The sequence below is a fragment of the Catenovulum agarivorans DS-2 genome (assembly GCF_000568405.1).
GTDB classification, from domain to species: domain Bacteria; phylum Pseudomonadota; class Gammaproteobacteria; order Enterobacterales; family Alteromonadaceae; genus Catenovulum; species Catenovulum agarivorans_A.
Genome location: NZ_ARZY01000027.1, coordinates 26,803 through 48,131 on the forward strand (window position 1 = coordinate 26,803; position 21,329 = coordinate 48,131).

Sequence of the window (21,329 nt, forward strand, 5' to 3'; positions counted from 1 at the left end):
AATTGTTACACAGTGTAGAATTGGTTTAGTGGAAGGCTTCTATGCCGTTTGCCAGTGGCGGCATATACTGCATTGACTATACTCGGTGGTACAGGTGGGACCCCAGGTTCGCCGACACCGCCCGGTTTGTCAGTGCTTTTAACCACATCAACTTGTATTTCTGGCGACTGATTGATTCTGAGTACTTGAAAGTCATGGAAATTCGATTGCTCCACCGCTCCATTTTTAAAACTAATTTCATTTAACAAGGCGATTGATAAACCGAAAATTATCGCACTTTCCATTTGTGCTTTAACTCTATCTATATTAACTATAGTGCCAGCATCAATGCTCAAATAAACCTTTTTAACTGTAAGTTTGTTACCTGTCACTTTTACATGACTAACCACAGCTATATCACTAGCAAAGCTATGGTGTGCCGCTAAACCTAGTGCTTCATCTTCGGGTAGTGAATCGCGTTGCTGCCAATTTGCCATTTCACACACACGATTGGTTACGTTTTTAAGCTTGCTGTTTTCTGGTTGGTTCCCAAGCAAGTGGTTCCAGTGAGCAAGTGGGTTTTGTTTTAGCGCGTGTGCAACTTCATCCATAAAACAGCCAATCGAGAACGCATTTTGAATGTTTGCCACAGAGCGCAACCAGCCTATACGAGTATGAGCTGGTGAGCTGACTGCGTGCGTTTGCATTTTATCAATGTTGAAGTTATGGCGAATAATATCGCGTAATTCAAAATTCTTGTTTGGGATGTCTTTGTTGATGTTCCATAAAGATTGAATTGGCGTGAATGCGACATGGGTATCCCAACGATATAAGCCTGCTGTTCGGCTGATTTGTGCTTTGTGGTGTATAACACTGTTTGTATGGTAGTAATCGTGCTGAATATCATCTTCACGTGACCAAACTACTTTTACAGGTTGGCCCATACGTTTTGCGATAAGTGCTGCTTCGACAACGAAATCGGGTTGTGCTTTACGTCCAAACGCACCACCTAATAGAGTAACATTAACTTTAACTTGCTCGGGTTTTAAGCCTACTCTTTGAGCAACATTACGTTGCACTGCTTGCGGGGATTGAACACACGACCAAATCTCACAGCTGCCATCTTTATGAAACATGGCTGTCGCGGCTGGCGGTTCCATTGGTGCATGCGCTAGATAGGGCAGCGTATAGGTTGCCGTTAATTCGGTTAAATCTTTAGGTTTGGGTCCTTGTTTATTGGCTTGTGCTTGGCGTTTACTTTTGCCATTTTCTGCCATTTGTTGTTTGGTCTGAACGTCGGCTTGACTATCGTATTGGCTATATTCGCTGTCACGCCATTGAATGTTTAGAGCATCCAGTGCTTTTTTTGCTGCCCAAGTATTTGTTGCAACAACAGCAACGCTTGATACAGCATTAAATGTAACCGGAAAGCTATGTTCACCCATAGTGAAAGCATCAACAACGCCTGCTTGTTTTTTTGTATTGTCTAAGTCAACTTTAGCTATGGTGCTGCCCATCACAGGGGCACGCTTTAAACAAGCATATAGCATATTCGGAATTTGCACATCTTGCCCATATTCTGCTGTGCCATTAATCATGCTGTCTAAATCGAGCGACTTTAAACCTTTACCAATGTAGTTAAATTGTTCTGGTTTTTTTAAGGTTAACTGGTTTGCGTCTGGCACTGTGATTGCGCTGGCAAGTTCGGCTAAATCACCATAACTAAGTTTGCGACCGTTGTTGTTATTTGTAACATAATGATTTTTTGCTTCGCATTGGCTTATATCAACCTGCCAAAAATTCGCGGCAGCTTGTTTTAACATATATTGTGCTGACGCGCCGAACTGGCGTAATTCGGTTAAGAAGCGTCTGATCGATTGAGAGCCATCGGTATTTTGATCGCCATAGGCTTTGTCACCAATTGCTTGGATTACATTTACATATTGCCAGTCTGCTTCTAATTCATCCGCAATAACTTGAGCGACACTGGTGCGTATGCCTTGACCCATTTCGGAACGATGACAAGTCAGTGTGACAGTATTGTCTTTGGCAATATTCACAAACAAGTTGAGTGCGCTGCCGCTTTGGGCCTGAGCTTGTTCTGCGACAGTTAATGCTGATAGAGGAATGGTGCATTGCAAACTGAATACTGCAGTACTCGCACTTGCACCCCTAATAAATTGGCGACGGCTAACATTTTGTATGTTTAAGGCGTTATCCATGTTATTTGCTCTCCATTTCTTTACAATTAACCCCAGCGACAGAACAAATGGCTTTTTCAATTCGTGCATAGGTACCGCAACGGCAAATATTACCCGACATACCATTTTTGATTGCCTGTTTGTCTAGTCGCGAGTTGTTGGAAACCAAAGCGATTGCTGACATAATTTGCCCTGGTTGACAGTAGCCGCACTGAGGAACATTGTTGTCTTGCCAAGCTTGTTTTATTGCTATGGCATTTTTTTTGTATTCAGCGATGCGATCTACTTCTTCTATGGTTGCGAGTTTGCCATCGCCTACTGCCGAAATAGGTAAACTACAGGAGCGCAATGCTTGACCATTTAGCAATACTGTACAAGCACCACACAGGCCTTTACCGCAACCGAACTTGGTGCCTGTAAAGTTAAGCAGATCACGAAGTACCCATAAAACAGGCATATCAGGTTCGGCTTCAACCTGGTGTACTCTGTTATTTATCGACAATGTATATTTCATATTGTTAGCGCCTTTTCCTTAATGTAACTGGGTAATAATGGTTGTTTGAGGTGTAATTCTTGTTTATTGGCAAGCACGGCCTTTACTTCAGCTAGCGTGCTCAAAGCTATTTCTTCCGGCAATTCTCCACCTATATCAAGGCCAAGGGGGCCATAAAGTGGCTTAGTGAGTTGTTGACCCAACTCTGGTAGTTTATCTATTACTTTTTCTTGCCTGTGTTTGGGGCCTAACATGCCAATATATTTGGCGTTGCTACTTTGTACATAGCTTAGTGCTTGGGCGTCAAACTCTAGGTTGTGACCCATGACAATGGCGGCATCAAAATGTATGTGTGGCAGTTGTGAAAATAGCTGTTTGTAATAGCTAAATGGTTGTGGGAATTGTTTGATGCCCACATGCGTGGAACGATAGTCAAATAAGGATACCTGCCAACCTAAAACTTGTGCCATTTTAACCATAGGAATGGCGTCTAAGCCCGCGCCAAATATGGCTAGATGCACTTGTGCTTGATAGTAAAAAGGCTTTTGTGTTGTTGCTTGGTTTATATGGCTAAAAGCTTGGTTGCAAACTAAATTTTGTTGAGTGTTAATGTGATAATAGGCTTGTTTGTTCGTGGTTAGTGTGTTGTACAACTCAGGCAAATATTGAAAATGATTGGTCTCATTTAAAGGTTGAATTAACACGGTAATACTGCCGCCACATCCTAAAAAGTGGATAGGCGATGCACCGTCGTCTTTAGTGTCATAAACAAGGGTTTTATGCTTTTGTAAAAATATTGCTTTTTGTGCTTGTAAAATGATATCCGCTTCTAAACAACCGCCACTTAACATGCCCATGCTGCGGCCTTGGTTGTTTATTAGCATAATTGCGCCGGGTTTACGGTACGACGAACCTGAAATTTCAATAACGCTGGCTAGTGCCCACTGGTATTGATCTTTTACATCTAGCCAATTTTGCAATATAGATTGAACATGATTGTGTGAATTCATCTCAATTTTATTAAACCTTGGTTATAAAAAAGGGCAGCACACAGGCTGCCCTTCAGCTTGTTTAGCGATTAGTTAACTTCAACAACTGATAGGTCATCAATTATCATTTCATCGCCATTGGCAAATGCACCTTCAAATTCAAAACCGAATTTGATGACTTGCGGTAACGCATCCCATTCTGCTGGAATGGTGAACTCACCAAATTCAACTTGTTGCCAATCAGTTGTATTGGCTAAAGGTTGGGTTAATTGCATGTTAAATGGTGCATGACGACGTGCCCAGCTGTTGTATTCATCTGCTGAATGATAAGTAGTATCGTCAGCGGTTTTCCAAGTAAACATAAAGTTGGTCATGCTTCTTTGTTCACCTTCAGCTACTTTATTCGGTAATTTAACCCAAACTGAAAATTTGAATGTTTTACCAATAAACGCAGGGCGACCAAAATTGCTAGCTGTCCAGCTTGCAGTACTTGAATTCCAGCGTTGTAGTAGTGTTCCAAAGCCATCCTTTTTGATTGGATCGTTAAAATCAGCATCTTTAACTATTACTTTTATTGCATTAGAGCCAGCAATACCTTCACCAATAGCTGTTGAAACACTAGCTGCTGTACCTAAAGGTACCCAACGAGTAGAGTTATTAGCAGTACTTACTTTTACATGCGTATCGCTGTTTAACATAGTGTCGTGCTCAAACGCGTAATCGAAATCGTAAGTCGTACCATCTGCAGGGTTGGTGGTATGACAAGCAACATTATCAACAACTGTTAATTCGACAGCTTGGTCAGCAATTGCTGATGCAGGTACACCATGTGTTTCACCCGTAGAGTACGAGGCTGTTACATTGGTTTTTGTACCAATTGCACCTGGGGTGAACATAGCGGTTTGGCCGAACCCGTAGTTTAGCGCTGATTCAAATGTGAAATCGGTGGTATTTGAAGACTCAAAATCAAACGTATATTCACCGGTTAACTCTTTTCCTGGAATTTCTAATTGAGGTTCAACCACTACAGCTGATTTGCTACATGCAGGCACAGACTTTTTACCTGTGTATGCACCGAGGTCATCTTTTTCGCCATTAGTAATTGCTAAAGTGAAACCAGCTGTAACCGTTACTTCTGCGGTAGCAGTATGGCCACCATCAACACTAGTTGCAGTAATTGTGGTTGTACCACGTTTAACGCCTGTGACCACACCTGTGTTGGCATCTACAGTTGCTATTGACGTATCTGCAATAGAGTAGGTGATACCACTTTCACATGCGTAAGTAGGTGCAGTTGCGGCTGATGCCTGCGAGCTACCGCCAACTGGTACGCTTACATCAGCAATGCTTACGCTGGTTACAGGGTCAGTTGCTGCGTTCATTGTGAGCTGTAGAGTTCTGCGTGGTATTTGAGTTATATCAGAATAGGTATAACCATTGTTTACTTCATAACTAATTGTGTAAGTTACACTTTTAGGAAAATCAGGGAAGCCGTCGGCAATAGGGTTGCCATCAGAATCTTTACCACCGCCACGCTTATCTGTGTTGTCGCAAAATCGTAAGCTTTCAGCAAACTTATCCGTATCAACTTCTAAGCTGCGACCATCTTGTGAAATTACAAAAGGGGAAATGGTTAAATTATTTAACGAATTACTTTCAGACTGTGGGGTTAAAAAGTTTTTATCCACTGCCATTTCAATTTGGCGGATTGCCAAGTTACCAGTGAACTCAGCTGCTGGTTTGTCGCCAACCATAGCGCCAGCTAACAGGTCAATTGTTTTTAAGCCTGAGTTTTCAGTATAACTTTCGGTTAAGATTTGCTCAGAGTCGAATGTTACTGGCTCGTCACTAATAAAGTTTGCGTTATAGCCTTCTTCTACGTCTGATTTACATGCGCTTAGCGCAGAAACTACTGCAATAGCTGTAGCCGTTTTAAATAGTAAGTTGTGTTTCATCTTACTTCTCCAAATTCTTTTAGTACGAGCAGTTGTTTATGCAACTGCTCAATTCAATGATTCATTTAACTTTGTTTAATTTCAGCCTAGAAATTTAAACGAAGACCAACACGGAACTGCTGACCTGTTTTAAAGGCCGCAAAGGTTCTGGTTTTTACACCGCCGTTAAAGTAGTTACCTTCGTCTAGTCGGATATCAACACTATCTGTGTTAGTCGCATCAGTCGCATTTCCTATGGTGTAGAATGTGCGACGATCGTCATCTAACAAGTTAAGTGCGTTAAATGTCACAGTGAAATTTTTATTAATTTGGTAGTTGGCACTAAAGTCTAAACGGCTGGTTTCTTCTTGCCACACCGCACCACCTAAAATACCACCATTAACTAGCTGTACGCCCGTATATCTGTGGGCTAAACGTAAACTTGCGCCGTCTTGTTCCCAAAATATAGTGGTATTAGCAGAATGTTCAGGTGTTAACTCTACAGGCATGCTTTCAATAAATACGCCTGTTGTACCAATTTCTAAATCATCTTGTTCAGAGCTTTGGTAGGTATAGTTAATGCTTGCGCCTAAGCCAGATAGTATGCCTGGTAAGAAGTCATAAGTTTGTGTATAACCAAGCTCTAAACCAGTAATTTTCGAACCACCTGCGTTTCTAACCTGATCAATAACTGCAACATCACAAGTAATTTCCCATTGGTCGATCCAGCCTGCTGGAAACCTATGTGAATGACAGTTATCTGCATCACCAGGTGTGCGATTTTCATCAAATGGCATCAAGATATTAAAGTCAGTCATGTTGTAGTCTGTCTTTTTATCTTTGTAATGATATGGTGTTTGTACTCTTACTTCTTGTCCTTGCATGTCTTTATTAAACAATGCAACAGAAACCATACCTTCTTCATTGAAGTACCACTCAAATGAAAGGTCTAAGTTGGTTGATTTTAAGAAATCAAGTTTAGTATTACCTGCTTGACCGTCGGTTGTGCCCCACTGATTTTCTCTAATTTGGGTACGTGGATTTCTAGAGTCAATATTTGGACGCGTCATGGTTTTACTGGTGGCAAAACGCACAATCATTTCATCATTAACAGCAAAGTTTAAATTTAAGCTAGGTAATAAAGCTTCAGTAGTTGATGAATCGGTGGCAATACCAACACGATAGTAGGTTTTTTCATCATGTTCACTAATAGGTCCATTTGGACCATCTGAAAATCTACTAGTCTCACGAGAAATAAATGGCCAGATTGGTGCTTGTGCTGGTGCACCAAAACGTACCCAATTACCAGCATTTGAAGACTTAGTCACGCCTGCTTGGTCTGTGTAAATAGTCAATTCTGAATTGACAGGAATTGAGTTTTGAATGGTACCATCACTATTCATCCACAATACGCGGTTAACGTCTTGCTGCGCTGTACCATCAGGGCCAGCCAGCAAAAATTCGCCTGTCGCTGTATCATACGGGTAGGTAGAAGCGTCTGTTCGGTTGTAAGCATGGGTTACTTGCCAAGCCCAACAGTTTCTAAGTTCACTGTCATTTGGGACAACACCACGCCAATCACTTTTTCCACCAAATTCGCCAACTTGAGCTTCAGGGCAGGCAGGCTGTGACATATCCCCTAAGTTACGCACGACTAACAAATCATATGGGTCAACTAGTTGAGGGACGTTGATATATCTTAATTCACCAAAGCCAATTGCTGCATTTTCGTCTCTAACTTTACGTACACCAATATTACCTGTTAGGCGGCCATCAAACCCTTCAAAATTGAGTTTAAGGTAAGCTGCAGCTGTTTCTGTTTCAATAAATCGGCTATTACCAAAATTGACACGTTCCTCTAAATCGTCACCATTAGTGATAATACCTAGCGCTTTTTGCGTATCCAACATTGGCCAGCCGTTAAATAAAGCATTTGAACGATCAGCTTGAATGTCTTGTGCGAAGTTATCGTATGGGAAAGATTCTTGCGATAAGATATCGCCCACATTGATATTGCCTAAACCTCTCGGCGGTTCGCTAGTTTCTTCCCCCTCAGCTGGAATATCACCAGCATTGGTGATGGAAACGTTACTAACCAATACTTGGCGCTCACGTTTAGCGTATTTCACACCAAACTCAATTTTAGTTAGATAATCGGTATCTAATAGATAATCTAAATCCAAGAACAATGATTTGTTTTTGTCTTCTAGAGCATTGTTACGGAAAGTAAAACCACCTACATGGTTATGCTGTAAGTCAAATGGATTAAAACGGCTGCGAACGTCTATTGGTGTGCCATCAAAGGCATCAAATACACCTAGTGTTGTGCCTGTCACTATATTACAGTCGGTAATGCTACCTTGAGTACAATCATAACCAACATTTTCAAAATTAGGCATTGCAAGAACAGCATCTCTGCCTGCTGTGCCCCAAGTATTGGTGCTCATTGATATATATTGGCCTGGTGTGTTTGGCAAAGGCGTTTCATCAACGGTTTTAGAGTAACCCGCCAATAATTTAACGTTTAAATTATCGGTAATATGGTAATCAACAGATAATGATGCAACATTGGTTTCTAAATCGCGTTCACCTGATGTACGGTTAAAACCACCGGTAAAACTACGACCATACATTTTTTCTATTGTATGGGTTGATAAGTCAATTACATTAATATCGTCAGATGTTTGTAATTGATTAGCTGGCGCCATATTAAGAGTTAAAGCATGCTCATCATCTATGGTTTTTTGTTGTGTATGGGTTAAATCTAGTTGAATGTCTAAACTATCAGTTGGACGTAATTGAATGCCAGACGAAATAGAGGTTCTTTTACGCTCGTCTCGGTTTAAGCCAATACGATAAAACTCTTTCGCGGTTGCCCAAGCTTCATCTTCAGATATAGCTACTTGGGTTGCTTCGTCATAGTTTGTTAGGCTTGAAACATCGTTTAATGTACGCACACCTTCATCGTCTGTTGTATAACCTAATACACGAATTTGTTTGCCGTTTAAATCAGTTGCTTTACGGCCGCTGTCTGCCTCCCAATCGGCAATCGGTAAAACACCATTAACATAATCTGATTGAATTCGGTCTTGGCGGGTTTTTTGATTATCATGCGATACAGTAACGATTACACCCAAAACATCATTAAAGAACTTTTTAGAAAAACTGCCGTTTACCCGAATATCGTTTTCGTCTGCGTATTTATTGTAACGACCTTCAATGGTAGCGGTTAATCTGTCATCTTGTAGTGCAAGTGGTTTAACTGTGCGTAAGCTAACGCTACCACCCAATGAACCTTCGTCTTGGTCAGCTGCGGCTGTTTTTACAACATCAATTGACGATAATATATCTGATGAGAAAGAACTTAAATCCACACTATTGTCTTGAATGCCATCGCTACCTGGATCAGATAAGCCACCTGTTAATGCCACACCATTCATGCTGATTTGGTTCATAGAAGGGCCTGCCCCACGAATTGAGATACGTGCGCCTTCGCCATTTTCTTCAGTTACGGTGACACCCGTCACGCGTGACAATGCATCTGCAATATTTTGGTCGGTTGATTTACCCACATCTTCTGCGTGAATCGAGTCTGAAACACTTTGAGAAAAACGCTTAGCGTTCATGGCTTTTCTTAAGCTACCACGAAAGCCTTTGATTTCAATGGTTTCAATATCTTCAGCTGTTTTGTTTTGATCAACTGAATCAACTTCAGTGTCTTCTTCAGCTGCGTAAGCAGTGGTTGCAAAACACGTTGCTAATACTGCTGCAGTTACTGCTTTGAGTTTAAAGTTGTATTTCATGTGGCCTCTCCACTTATTTTTAAGTTTAGTGCTTCCTCCTAGTAGTCGTTGTTCCTTCAATAACTACTAAGAATAGTTGTATTTTCGGTGATTGCGTTACTTCACTATCACATCACCCGATTTAGCTGATTTAGCATCGAGCTTTTCCCATCTATATTTGTCCATTCGGTCAATGTCGTAATTTTCGAATTTACGTTTCAACAACCAACGCGGACGTTCTAAAGTTGATTCCCATTCAAATAAGGTTTTGAACATTTGACGGACACGCTCTGGCTGTTCTGCTGCCATATCGCGAATTTCTTTTACATCGTTAGGTACGTAATAAAGTTCAGCAGGACGGTCTGGGTAGCGAATCAGTTTCCAGTCGCCTTGGCGGATGGTGGCGCGTACATCTTTTTTCCAATATAGAATGTCGTGTGGACGAGCTTGGTTTTCACCGGTTACATGAGGGATTAGGTTTTTACCGTCTATGCCTTTTAAGTCTGCAACGTTACCGCCGCCTGCTGCATAGAAGGTTGGTAATAAATCAAAGGTCATTACAGGGTAGTTATATTTGCTACCAGCCTTGAATTTTCCAGGCCATTTGATTAGATAAGGTACGCGTAAACCACCTTCTAAATGGTTAGATTTAGTACCACTGAAAGGTGCGTTGTCAGATGCATTTTTGTCAGTTGGGCCACCATTGTCATTGGTAAATACCACTATGGTGTTATCGTCTATACCCAGCTCTTCAAGTTTGTCTAAAATTTTGCCTGTTGCTCTGTCCATTGCTAAAGTCATTGCTGCAACAATTTTGCGATTGCCCGTTAATTCTGGAAACTGGGCTAAATCTTCTTCAGTTGCTTCCATTGGGGTGTGAACAGCGTTATATGAAACAAAAGCGAAAAATGGTTTTTGTTCTTTATGCTTACGTTCGATAAAGTCGATAGCTTCATCAGCCAATACGTCAGTTAAATAACCTTCATGTTCTTCATAAAAGCCAAAGCCGCGTTCCATGTAATCTAATTTGCTTGGTGGCTTATTGGTGGCTGTGTATGGCCAGAAGCTACGAGCGCCGCCACGGAAGCCATAAAATTCGTCGAAACCACGTTTTGTTGGGTGGAATTTATCTGCACCACCTACATGCCACTTGCCATAAAATGCGGTGGCGTAACCAAGTCGTTTTAAATAGTCGCCCATAGTTACTTCGTTGGTAGGGATACCCATTTCGTCACCATCTACACCAGTGTTTTTACTCATGTAACCAGGCACGTTATTTTCTTCGTAACCAAATCTTTGTTGATACTTACCTGTGATTAAGCCTGCACGTGAAGGGCCGCAGGTTGGATCGGTTACATAACCTTGGGTAAAAAGCACACCTTGTTGGGCGATTTTGTCTAGGTTAGGCGTTTTCATTATTTTGCTGCCGTGAAATCCAAAGTCGGCATATCCGGCATCATCTGAAAATAACAGAACTATATTAGGCTGTTGTGATTTTGTCGCAGCGACAGCAGTTATGCTGATTAGGCATGTTGCTAATAACATAAACTGGCGAACTAGATTCATAAACTTTGTTACCTATATTACTAAAATAAAAAACTACCGTATTTCAATATATTTTGTGACCTAAATAAACATCATATGTTTATCTAAATGCAATTAAAGCATATGTTTTTTATTTAATCAATATGTTACTTGAATTTATAATTATGTTAGTTTTAAGGTTTTTACGACCACCGAAAAGTGAGCTGAATGTAGGTATACAGCCGCATTAAGCTAACACTCTATTTTTATTTACAAATTTTAAACATTGTGAGAGTATTAAACATGGTATGTTTGGTATGATTTTATGAGGTGGTTATGAAGAAAATTTTTTTAGTCTTTGCTCTGTTGTCACAAAGTTTTTTTAGTGTAAACGCTGACGAGATTGTACATTTTGAAGTACAACCAAAATTGGCTGTAGACGACGTGCCAGTTGTTAGGGTTCAGGTGAAATTAGACAAAACGCGTGATTTACACGTTGCTGTACAAGACATTGACAATAATTGGAAACAAGTAACTTCTACTATGAAGCGCATTAAAAAATCGGGTAACTACCATTTTGAAATGCCGCTTGATGATTTAAAAGTGGGTAACTACAAATGGAATGCGTATATAACCCCGCGTGGTAAAAACTGGAACGATAAAATTGGCGAACAGCTTAGCCAAAATATGCAAGTTGTAAAAGCCATTCCTAAACAGCCAGCGAAAGCAAAAATGAGTCAGCGAGACGTTATACAAAAAATTGCATGGCCTGAGGTTGTTTCAGATAACGCTGAACATGTTCTAGAAGTTAAATATGCAGTAACCCAAGCTAGAGATTTGCACTTTATTCTTTACGATAAAAAAGGTTGGAAGAACATGGGCAATGTAAAAATTACAGTTGCAGAGCCTGGTGTTTTTTCTCTACCCATTTCTAATATATTAGCTGAGTACCCAGAAGGCGAATATGCATGGACGGTCTGGTTGGCTGAAGTTGATAGCGAAAAACAAGTCACTAAGCCTATAGGCAAACATTTTAAGGTTGTTAAACCATAATCCGAAATCTCCTAAGCCAGCAATTTGCTGGCTTTTTTAGCCGTATAAATATTTTTGGCCAGTTGGCTGTATGAGGTAACAATGAGCAACATTAATTTTTGTAAACATTTATTAGCTGCAATGATTGCCGCGGCTTGTGTATCTTGCGGTTCACAAACACAAGTGCCTAATGCTCAGGCGCCAAGCACACAATCACCCGAAACAGAAGCTAGTTTAACGTTAAAAGAAACGGCACTACAAAAAATACATACCTTAGAAGCCTTGATGTTAAATGCTAGCGACCAAGGCATTGACGTAACACGCGAAGAAACTGCCGTATGGTTTGCCAAGGAGTTTTTAAAATATGCTGATTGGGATGAAGCCAACCCAGCACAAATTGAAAAGTTTTTTGAAAGCTATAGTCCGTTTAAAGAGCAAAAAAGTGAGTACGCCAGCTATTTACCTCAGTTTGAGCGTGAACAGGTGATTGTTATTTTGGATAAAGGCATAGATGCGCTGACTAAAGTTTTGGCGGGTGAAATCACTAGGCGGCCTGTGGCTAAAGTTGATTGGCAGAATATAGACGTTAAACAAGATATGTTTGTTAGTAAGGGGAAACCCATTTTTTTATACGACTATTTTTCAAAGTCTATGGGTAATCCAACTTCAGATGAACGATTATATAATGACTATTTAGGCAGTGTTGATCATATTCCTAGCATTAATCCATATTGGCTAAAGCAAGATGGCACAGTGCAAGATTGGCGCATGGGCCAGCTAAAAAATTATCCAAATAAAGATGTTGGTTATGCATTATTGTGGAATAGCGGCATACCTGATTGGATGTTAGAACAAGAGCCAGAAATACAAAAAGGCCGCTCATTATTTACCGGTTTTGATATAGATAACCCGCTTATTCGACAAAGCTGGAGCACAATTATTAAAGAAACTGGCAAAGCGTCGGCAAGCCACAACGCCACTAAAATGGGCTTTATTTTATCAAACGAACCACATTGGTATTCAGAAAAAGGCCACTGGACACAAAATTTCGGAGAAATGACTTCAATCTCTACTTACACTTTAGCCAAGTTTCAAACTTGGCTATCCAATAAATACACTAATATTCATGAGTTGAATAATAATTGGCAGACAAATTTTGGCGATTTTCAAAGTGTTGCTATCGATATTCCCGTCGACCCAAGTATTCGTGGTAGCGCCAAATGGTATGACTGGTGCCGCTTTAATATGGACAGAAGCATTGACTGGTTTACCTTTTTACAAAATGAATTGCACTCAGTTAATCCAAATGCCGACACTAGTATAAAAATTATGCCCGATGTCTTTACCGAGAATAATCGTTCTCATGGTATCGATTTAGAAGCATTAACCGAATTAACCACTATGATTGGCGATGATGCGAAAACACGCGGTCGCGATTTACGTAGTCAAACGCCAGAAGAGTGGGAAGCACATTACGCCTACTTTTGGGAAGAATTAGCGGTTTCGTATGACTTTATGGAGTCGGTTGCGCCTAATAAAATTCACTTCAATTCGGAAACGCACTTTTTATCTAGCTCGTGGTGGCGCGAACTTGACACTTCACCTGAATATGTTCGAAATACTTTTTGGCTAGCGACACTAATGGGGATGGATGCAGGTTTAAGCTGGTTTTGGGCGCGCGATCCAGACGGCTCTCCAGAAGAGCGTTTAGAAGGTAAGCTTGAATTTTTTGACCCTGCAATGGCGGGTTCTTATGCCGCTTCAACAGGCATGCAACCCCAGGTGGCCAACGAACTAACCCAAGTTATGATGGATTTAAACAGTTATTCAGAAGAAATCATGGCACTGCGTAAACAAAGACGCCCAGTGCGTTTGTTTTATTCGGAAACATCTGCAATTAACAAACCAAACCATATGACCGAGTTGTTTAAAATGTATGAGCCGTTGTTTTTTGAAGGCTTTCCTATGGGCTACGCAACACAAAACATTATTCAAAAACAAGATAATAGCAGTTGGGATGTGGTCGTTGTTTATAAAACCGAATATGTAACAGATGCTGAATTTAATGCGCTGCAAAGCTATTTAAATAATGGTGGTACCGTTATTTTAGATTCAGCTACGAGTTTAGCAAAAAATGAATATGGTCAACCTCGGCAAGCTGTGCTTGCTGCAGGCCAAGGCAGGTTAATTACTATGCCAACCGATGCAGACGAAAGCGATATTAAGCACAAAGCACTTGAGTTTGTATCTGCAAATAATCCTTTAGTAAATCTAACCGAAGTAAACTCTACTGGCCATAAAGCCTGTACATGGCGAGTGGTTAAAAAGCCAGACGGAAAAGGGTATTGGATGACTATAGTTAACTTAGGTAGCAGTAGTGCCAACTTAGTGATAACAGCGAAAGATGCCGGTGATTTAACCGCTACAGATATGCTGACAGGAAAAAACTTAGGCAATCAATTTGATTTAGCGTCTAATGGGGTGTTGTTGTTGGAGTTGAACTAGCCGTAAATAACTAAGAGCTCTATTTACGGCTTTTGTTTTTTTAAAACTAATTGTTACTGGGGCAGGTTGCACTGTTATTCACGTTAACCTGCAACAATAATACACCTTCTGATTGCAAGTTTAGTTGCGAATCAACTTTATTTGCCGTCATTAAATCGACCATGCTGATTGGCTCATTAGCATCAGTATAAATTTGCAAGTGTGCTTGCTGGTGGCCAAAGTTGAGTAAGTTTAGTAGATAACAGCCATTGTTTTGTTCGACAACTCTCCAAGCGGTTGTTTTATATGGTTGACCGTTGTCTTCTTTAACTTTTAACTTTGGTTGATTAGTTTTCTGAACATGAGTTAATGCAACATGTTTGATTTCGTCCAAGCTGGTCTGGTTAGGTAAAACAATCAACTTGCCGTTATTAGCCTGTAGCTGCTGCGGGCGCTTTTCACCATATTCGTTGTAAGCCAAATTTTCAGCGGAGGTTAAAACAATTACTCCGCCGTTAGACAAGTAATTTTGTAGTGCATTAAACTCATCATCGGTCACAAAATGATTGTTGTCTACAATTATTAAATCCCACTTACTATTATCTTGTTTTTCAATAATATTTTTGGTCGCGTACCCTAAAGGAAGACCTTCAAAAAAGAGCTTTTCGTATAACTTTTTTGCTTTGGTCATGTAATCTTTGCTATTTATTGCTGACGTTTCAGAATAAAAAATACGTATGGGTCTAACTTGTTCTCGTAAGGAGATAATTTCTTCTGAAAACGAATTTAGATCGTACATAACTTGGGTAACTTCGTTGCTCACATGCGGTTGCATGTTGTTTGAGCCTGCAAATGCACCTGCAAGGCCAGGGTCAAAAAAGCTCAACTCACCTTCTAAGCGATCTTCAGGTGAACCGTCTGGATCTCTTGCCCAAAACCAACCCATGTTTGCATCCATTCCGTGCAGTGTTGCTAACCAATAGACACTACGAACATAGCTAGTGCGTGGGTCCATATCTCGCCATGCACCGGATGAAAGAAAATGTGATTCTGAGTTTATATTAATTTTGTTGGGGGCAACCGACTCAAGGAAGTCATGAAACATAGTCACGGCAGACCAATAATATGCATATTTTTCGTTCCATTTAGCCGATAAGTGCGGCCGGATTGGTGGGCTACCAAACGATTTAGCATCATGGCCTATCATGGTTGTCAGTTCAGTTAACGCTTCAGTGTCTATGCCACCCGAGCGGTTATTATCCAAAAACATTCTAGGCATTATTTTAATGTGAGTGTCTGCTTGAGGGTTAACGGCATGCAACTCATTTTGCATAAAGGTAAACCATTCCGTTCCACGATCCATATTATAGCGGCTCCAGTCATACCATTTGGGTTGGCCAATTAAAATCGGGTCAATTGGTATTTCAATAGTTATGTTGTCAAAATCATCAAAGTTACTTTGCCAATTTTTATTGAGTTTTGTTATGTTGCCTTGGTATTTGTCGCGGAGCCAATTTCTAAATTTAGTTAAAGTATAAGAAGATATTTCGTTCATCTCCTTATACTTTTGCATTGGGTAACCTTTTTCAGCAAACCAATGCGGTTCGTTGGCCAGTATGTAGCCTAGCTCGGTTACTTTTTTACCTTTGGTTAGTTCAGCGGTCTTTCGAATTATTTTGGCCCAAAGCTCTCTTGCAAGTGGGTTATCAACGTCAAAACCGGTAAATAACGAGCGCCCTTTGCGCACTTCTGGCTCTTGTTGTTCAACCCATTCAGGGATACCCATCAACCAATATAATAAAAAGCCAATGTTGGTATCAGGAATACTGGTGAGCTCTTTAAGTAGCTCTTGGTCAAAAGTACCGTCTTGTTTAACTAGGAATGAATTGATGGCTCTGTCGTGATCAACTGGATATAAATTTTCGCCACCGTGGTAAATTGCACCTAAATGATCATTATATATATCTGTATTGGTTAAGGGCTGACCTACTGTTTTTGAAAAATAATCATATGGAAAAATCGGCTTACCTTGGCTTAAAAACATATTATCGGCGGCTTTGGTATTTTGCCAATCTACTTTGCGGACAGGGCGTCGTTTAATTTTTCCTTCTAGCTCTAAGTCGAGCGTTTGAATACCTTTATCGAGTATTTCGATAACTTTTCTTCTTTCATAATCCGGTAAAGCCAATGCAAGTCCTTTTTTACGCGGTTTGTAGTAGCGCTCGTAACCAAATGCAGCTTCAATCGCATCTAAGTTTGCTTCATCCCAATTGGCAAATTTTAAAAATTGTTCTGAAAACCACACAATCGTTTCTTCGCGGGTAACATCAATATTTTTATCCTTGGCCACAGCCATTTTGTTTTTAAGCGTTGCTAGTTTAGCTAAAGCTTGTTGTTCATACTTGTTGTCACTGACGGCTTGTGATGATTCAGTATTGGTATACTGATGCGTACATGCAGTTGTCAGTAATGTAATAGAGGGTAGAAGAATACCCATTAATATCTTCTTCATTTTAAATCTCTTGTTTAATCTTTTGAGTTAGTCAATTCTTGCTACGTCAACGAATAATGGGCCGACAGGCAATCGATCCGCTTTGATATAAGCGTGGAAATTACCTTTGGCATTCGGCAATTGAACATTGCTAAAACTAACGCTAGTTTGGCCTTTTTTAACTGCTTTAGTGACATGTAACGCGCCATACTTGAGATGAGCAATGCCGTCTTGGGTTAATTCGGGTAAGTCGAAGGTGATATTGTATCGGCCTTTAAAAGTTTCAACTTGCCAATACCCGAGTTGATTGTCTTCTACAACTCTTGGGCCACCATAATCAAAGCGAGAAATAACCCGTGGACCACCCCAATCAAATCTGGATAAATTCACTTTTGGTTGCGCTGGGTGACCCAATGAAATGCGTTCAATACCAGAAGCATCTCTTTCTTCGGTAACTTCATCAAACCAGTTTTCATATTGTTCGAGTAAATCTTCAACGATTTCAGGGTGTTCAGCTGCAATGTTGATTCTTTCACTTGGGTCATTTTGTAGATCGTATAATTCTAAATTTTTTAATACGTGAAATAATTCATGGTCGGTTGGTTGATGAACAATGCCATGTGGAAAGTCGTGAGGACTGACTAATTTGTATTTGTTGTTGCGCACAGCAAAGTGCATGTATTTAAAAGGAGTTGGTCCGTAGTGCATTTGTACAAAGAAATTTCTATCGGCTAGCTGCTGGTTATGCGACCAAATAGGTAGTAGGGATGTACCATCCATATTGTTTACCGCTGGGGTTTGTATATTAGAGGCATCCAATAAACTCGGCAGTAAGTCGATAATTGTGCCCATTTGTGCGGTCTTAGTGTTGGGTTTTATTTTTCCAGGCCATTTAATAAAGAAGGGTACTCGAATGCCTGAGTCGTAAACGCTTGTTTTTGTTCCTCTCAGGTTTGCGGTCCAGCGGCCAGGGATACTGTCGTTTTTGGTTCTTCTGTGTCGTGGACCATTGTCAGATAAAAATATCACAATGGTGTCTTGTTCTAAGTTAAGTTGCTGCAACGCATCGAGTACCCGGCCAACGTTGTAGTCGATGCTGGATATCATGCCATAAACAAGAGCATTGTCTTCATGTAAGCCCATTTTGCGATAAGGCTCTGCTAGTTTATCCGGTACTTGCAATGGTAAATGCGGTAGGTTCGTTGCTAAATATAATAAGAAGGGTTGATCTGTTTGGCTGCTGTCTGCCATAAAGTCTATAGCGGCGTCGGTAAATATGTCATCACAATAGCCAGAATATTTTTTTGATACATTGTTATGCTCAAGTATTGGGTCAAAGTAAGTATTACCTTTTGGTCCCGCAGCTTGGCCAATGCCACCACCTTTATGAACTAACGCTTCAGCAAATCCTTGATCTGTTGGGCGCATCGGATGGTTATCCCCTAAATGCCATTTACCAAAAATGCCTGTTTTGTAGCCATTTTCAGCAAAAATTTCTGCCAGGGTTAATTCTTCTCCACGCATAAAATGATCAACCTGAGTGACCGCTGTGACGCCTGTACGGTATGGGTAACGACCTGTCAACAAACCTGCACGAGTTGCTGAACAATTTGGGTAGGTAACAAAGTGTGTCATTTCCATACCGTCATGGGCAATGCGCTCAATATTTGGGGTTTTCAGATGTGGGTTGTTATGCATACCAATGTCACCAAACCCTTGGTCATCGGTCATCATAATTACAATATTTGGTTGTTTTGCCTGTACCGAAACGTTGAGTAAACACGTAAACAGTAAAGCGATTAGTGCTACTGAGTAGCGATTGTTTAGAGTTTTTAAGTTCATTTATTAAACCACCATTTTCGAAAATTATATAAATAATAGGTTAAATTGTATGTAATTGGTATTAGGATTACATATAATTTTGTAAAGTTAAAGTAAATGAAGAGCAAAAATGAAAATATCTGATGTTAAATGTTACTGCTTTTGGGCCGGCTTTCGAAATGTTTGTTTAGTTAAAATTGAAACTGAGTCGGGCATCTATGGTTGGGGAGAGTCTGGTTTATCTGGGCGTGAATTAGCGGTTGCTGGAGTTGTTGAGCATTTTAAACACTTCCTAGTGGGTAAAGATTCGCGACAGATTGGCGCGCTCTGGCAAGAAATGTATCGTAGCCAATACTTTGAAGGAGGTAGAGTGTTAGCTGCTGCGATAGCTGCGATTGATATTGCTTTGCATGATGCTGTTGCTAAATCTTTTGATGTACCAGTTCATCAATTACTTGGCGGCAAACAGCGAGATGAAATCCCTTTATTTGCAACCAGCATCAAGCCGATGGGCAATGAGCTTATCGAAGCGTTACTGAATTTAAAAGCACAAGGTTGGCAAGCGTTACGGGTGACAACTGGCGAGCATGGGTGTGCAAGCAATAGTAGCTTGTTTGATACTAGAAAATCGATTGCAAGTGTTGCTGAATGTTTGGTAGAAGCCCGCAGCGCTTTGGGAAATGAAGTGGTATTAGGGATAGATTATCACCATAGATTAACCGTGCCTGAAGTTGCTTCGTTTATGCAAAAAATGCCAACAGGTACAATAGATTTCTTAGAGGAGCCCATTCGAGATGAGTCTACTGTTGCGTATCAATCGTTACGTTCATTGGTTGATGTTCCATTTGCAATTGGGGAAGAATTTACCAGCAAATGGGATTTTGCACCATTTGTTGAAAGTGGCTTAACTCAGTATGGCCGAGTCGACATTTGTAATGCGGGTGGATTAACCGAAGCAAAAAAAATTGCTGCGATGTGTGAGTTGCACTACATCGATATGATGCCACATAACCCACTTAGCCCAATTTGTAGTGCGGCATCTATCCACTATTGTGCGTCTATTAATAACCTAGCTTGGTTAGAGCTACCTCCATATGACGGTGATATGTCCGATTATGACAATTATTTTATCAACCGACCGCAACTGTCAGGTACTGTTTTTAAAGTAGACGATACACCAGGGTTAGGCATTGATGTGCGTGAGTCCTTGATAGCAGATTTGCCTTTTAAATTTTGGGAACCACCCAGGTTGCACAAAACAGATGGCTCATACACTAATTGGTAACAGGAGAAAGAAAATGAATAAACAAAAAGCAACTAACAAAAGATATGGTGTATTGCTACTGATATTTATAAGTGTTGTTGTCAACTACATGGACAGAACCAATATTTCGGTTGCAGCCGCCGCAATATCTGAAGATTTGTCGTTAAATTCGGTGCAAATGGGGCTGATTTTTTCGGCGTTCGGTTGGACTTACTCTATACTGCAAATTCCGGGTGGCATGGCGGTGGATGTGGTTAAAACCCGGGTACTCTATCCGTTTATATTAACTGCTTGGTCACTGGCTACTTTGGTGCAAGGTTTTGTGTCGTCTCTAGCTGCGTTGATTGGTTGCAGAATGGCAATTGGTGTGTTTGAAGCGCCGTCGTACCCTTGTAATAACAAAATTGTTACTTCATGGTTTCCGGAAAACGAACGTGCTTCGGCAATTGCGGTTTATACCTCAGGGCAGTTTATTGGCCTTGCGTTTTTGATGCCTGTTTTGGTGGGGATTCAGGAAATGTTTGGTTGGCGTGGCTTGTTTATTATCTCTGGTATTATTGGGATTGTTTGGGCGATTATTTGGTACATCTTTTATCGTGATCCTCAGGACCATCCTTCGATAAATAAGGCTGAGCTTGACCATATCAGCGGAGAAGAACATAAAAACCAACCAACTGCAGACAAAGATAAAAAAATTCAACTTAGCCTAAGTAACTTAAAAATTGCATTTGGCCATAAAAAGTTATGGGGAATCTACATTGGTCAATTTTGCCTTGGCGGCACACTGATTTTTTTCTTAACTTGGTTTCCCTCTTATTTAGTTGAATATCGTGGGCTCGATTTTATAAAGTCTGGCTTTTTAGCTTCAATTCCGTTTTTAGCTGCTTTTTTTGGTGTATTGGTATCTGGGTTTACCTCAGATTTTTTAGTGAGAAAGGGTATTGCTAAAGACATAGCACGCAAAGCCCCAGTAATTAGTGGTATGCTGTTAAGTATGGCTATTGTGGGGGCTAATTTTACCGACGACACCTTTTGGGTTATTGTCTTTTTGTCAGTCGCGTTTTTTGGCAATGGTTTGGCCTCTATCGCTTGGGTTTTTGTGTCGTTAATTGCACCTAAACAACATGTGGGTTTAATTGGTGGATGCTTTAACTTTATTGGCGGTTTGTCTGCAGTGATTGTACCAATCGTGATTGGCTTATTAGTAGGTGGCGGTGACTTCAAGCCTGCTTTATACTTCATCGCCGCATTAGCCCTTATTGGGTGTAGTTCGTACTTATTTTTGGTTGGTAAAGTCCAACAGATTAATGTTGATTAAATTAAAGGTAAAACTGA

12 protein-coding genes are annotated in these 21,329 nt (G+C 40.5%); 4 read left to right on the top strand and 8 right to left on the bottom strand.

The features are described from left to right. Nucleotides 1–5: 5 nt before the first annotated feature. The 6 genes from DS2_RS13630 to DS2_RS13655 form a co-directional block, all read right to left on the bottom strand. Entirely contained in the window at nt 6–2,201 is a 2,196-nt protein-coding gene (locus DS2_RS13630) for a xanthine dehydrogenase family protein molybdopterin-binding subunit (RefSeq protein ID WP_035015380.1), read from the bottom strand. A gap of 1 nt (nt 2,202) precedes the next feature. Further along, nucleotides 2,203–2,694 carry a (2Fe-2S)-binding protein gene (locus DS2_RS13635; protein ID WP_035015381.1) on the bottom strand — a complete coding sequence of 164 codons (492 nt, stop codon included), beginning with the start codon at nt 2,692–2,694 and terminating at the stop codon, nt 2,203–2,205. Beyond that, nucleotides 2,691–3,683 carry an XdhC family protein gene (locus tag DS2_RS13640; protein ID WP_051479880.1) on the bottom strand — a complete coding sequence of 331 codons (993 nt, stop codon included), beginning with the start codon at nt 3,681–3,683 and terminating at the stop codon, nt 2,691–2,693. The genes DS2_RS13635 and DS2_RS13640 overlap by 4 nt, the downstream gene beginning before the upstream one ends. A gap of 68 nt (nt 3,684–3,751) precedes the next feature. Then, nucleotides 3,752–5,617: an Ig-like domain-containing protein gene (locus DS2_RS13645; RefSeq protein ID WP_035015382.1), complete on the bottom strand. Its 1,866-nt coding sequence runs from the start codon at nt 5,615–5,617 to the stop codon at nt 3,752–3,754. 86 nt (nt 5,618–5,703) lie between these two features. Then, nucleotides 5,704–9,399 carry a TonB-dependent receptor domain-containing protein gene (locus DS2_RS13650; RefSeq protein WP_035015383.1) on the bottom strand — a complete coding sequence of 1,232 codons (3,696 nt, stop codon included), beginning with the start codon at nt 9,397–9,399 and terminating at the stop codon, nt 5,704–5,706. Nucleotides 9,400–9,495: 96 nt separating this feature from the next. Then, nucleotides 9,496–10,944 carry a sulfatase-like hydrolase/transferase gene (locus DS2_RS13655; protein ID WP_035015384.1) on the bottom strand — a complete coding sequence of 483 codons (1,449 nt, stop codon included), beginning with the start codon at nt 10,942–10,944 and terminating at the stop codon, nt 9,496–9,498. 294 nt (nt 10,945–11,238) lie between these two features. Here DS2_RS13655 and DS2_RS13660 point away from each other — a divergent pair, with 294 nt between their 5' ends. Continuing rightward, on the top strand, nt 11,239–11,955 hold the full coding sequence (locus tag DS2_RS13660) for a hypothetical protein (protein ID WP_035015385.1): 717 nt from the start codon (nt 11,239–11,241) through the stop codon (nt 11,953–11,955). Between the two features lie 81 nt (nt 11,956–12,036). Continuing rightward, nucleotides 12,037–14,439: an alpha-amylase family protein gene (locus DS2_RS13665; RefSeq protein WP_035015386.1), complete on the top strand. Its 2,403-nt coding sequence runs from the start codon at nt 12,037–12,039 to the stop codon at nt 14,437–14,439. Between the two features lie 46 nt (nt 14,440–14,485). Here the strand turns inward: DS2_RS13665 and DS2_RS13670 are convergent, their stop codons facing one another. Together DS2_RS13670 and DS2_RS13675 are read right to left on the bottom strand one after the other, a co-directional pair. Then, nucleotides 14,486–16,930: an alpha-amylase family protein gene (locus tag DS2_RS13670; protein WP_051479881.1), complete on the bottom strand. Its 2,445-nt coding sequence runs from the start codon at nt 16,928–16,930 to the stop codon at nt 14,486–14,488. Between the two features lie 27 nt (nt 16,931–16,957). Further along, on the bottom strand, nt 16,958–18,751 hold the full coding sequence (locus tag DS2_RS13675; RefSeq protein WP_035015387.1) for an arylsulfatase: 1,794 nt from the start codon (nt 18,749–18,751) through the stop codon (nt 16,958–16,960). Nucleotides 18,752–18,860: 109 nt separating this feature from the next. Here DS2_RS13675 and DS2_RS13680 point away from each other — a divergent pair, with 109 nt between their 5' ends. Together DS2_RS13680 and DS2_RS13685 are read left to right on the top strand one after the other, a co-directional pair. Next, nucleotides 18,861–20,015: a mandelate racemase/muconate lactonizing enzyme family protein gene (locus DS2_RS13680; RefSeq protein WP_035015388.1), complete on the top strand. Its 1,155-nt coding sequence runs from the start codon at nt 18,861–18,863 to the stop codon at nt 20,013–20,015. A 13-nt stretch (nt 20,016–20,028) separates the two neighbouring features. Further along, nucleotides 20,029–21,312: an MFS transporter gene (locus DS2_RS13685; RefSeq protein WP_051479882.1), complete on the top strand. Its 1,284-nt coding sequence runs from the start codon at nt 20,029–20,031 to the stop codon at nt 21,310–21,312. The last annotated feature ends 17 nt before the right edge of the window (nt 21,313–21,329 follow it).

Bases quoted from the DNA above. Each gene is read 5' to 3' on its own strand.
- DS2_RS13630 (WP_035015380.1), bottom strand. From the start codon at position 2,201: ATGGATAACGCCTTAAACATACAAAATGTTAGCCGTCGCCAATTTATT.
- DS2_RS13635 (WP_035015381.1), bottom strand. From the start codon at position 2,694: ATGAAATATACATTGTCGATAAATAACAGAGTACACCAGGTTGAAGCC.
- DS2_RS13640 (WP_051479880.1), bottom strand. From the start codon at position 3,683: ATGAATTCACACAATCATGTTCAATCTATATTGCAAAATTGGCTAGAT.
- DS2_RS13645 (WP_035015382.1), bottom strand. From the start codon at position 5,617: ATGAAACACAACTTACTATTTAAAACGGCTACAGCTATTGCAGTAGTT.
- DS2_RS13650 (WP_035015383.1), bottom strand. From the start codon at position 9,399: ATGAAATACAACTTTAAACTCAAAGCAGTAACTGCAGCAGTATTAGCA.
- DS2_RS13655 (WP_035015384.1), bottom strand. From the start codon at position 10,944: ATGAATCTAGTTCGCCAGTTTATGTTATTAGCAACATGCCTAATCAGC.
- DS2_RS13660 (WP_035015385.1), top strand. From the start codon at position 11,239: ATGAAGAAAATTTTTTTAGTCTTTGCTCTGTTGTCACAAAGTTTTTTT.
- DS2_RS13665 (WP_035015386.1), top strand. From the start codon at position 12,037: ATGAGCAACATTAATTTTTGTAAACATTTATTAGCTGCAATGATTGCC.
- DS2_RS13670 (WP_051479881.1), bottom strand. From the start codon at position 16,930: ATGAAGAAGATATTAATGGGTATTCTTCTACCCTCTATTACATTACTG.
- DS2_RS13675 (WP_035015387.1), bottom strand. From the start codon at position 18,751: ATGAACTTAAAAACTCTAAACAATCGCTACTCAGTAGCACTAATCGCT.
- DS2_RS13680 (WP_035015388.1), top strand. From the start codon at position 18,861: ATGAAAATATCTGATGTTAAATGTTACTGCTTTTGGGCCGGCTTTCGA.
- DS2_RS13685 (WP_051479882.1), top strand. From the start codon at position 20,029: ATGAATAAACAAAAAGCAACTAACAAAAGATATGGTGTATTGCTACTG.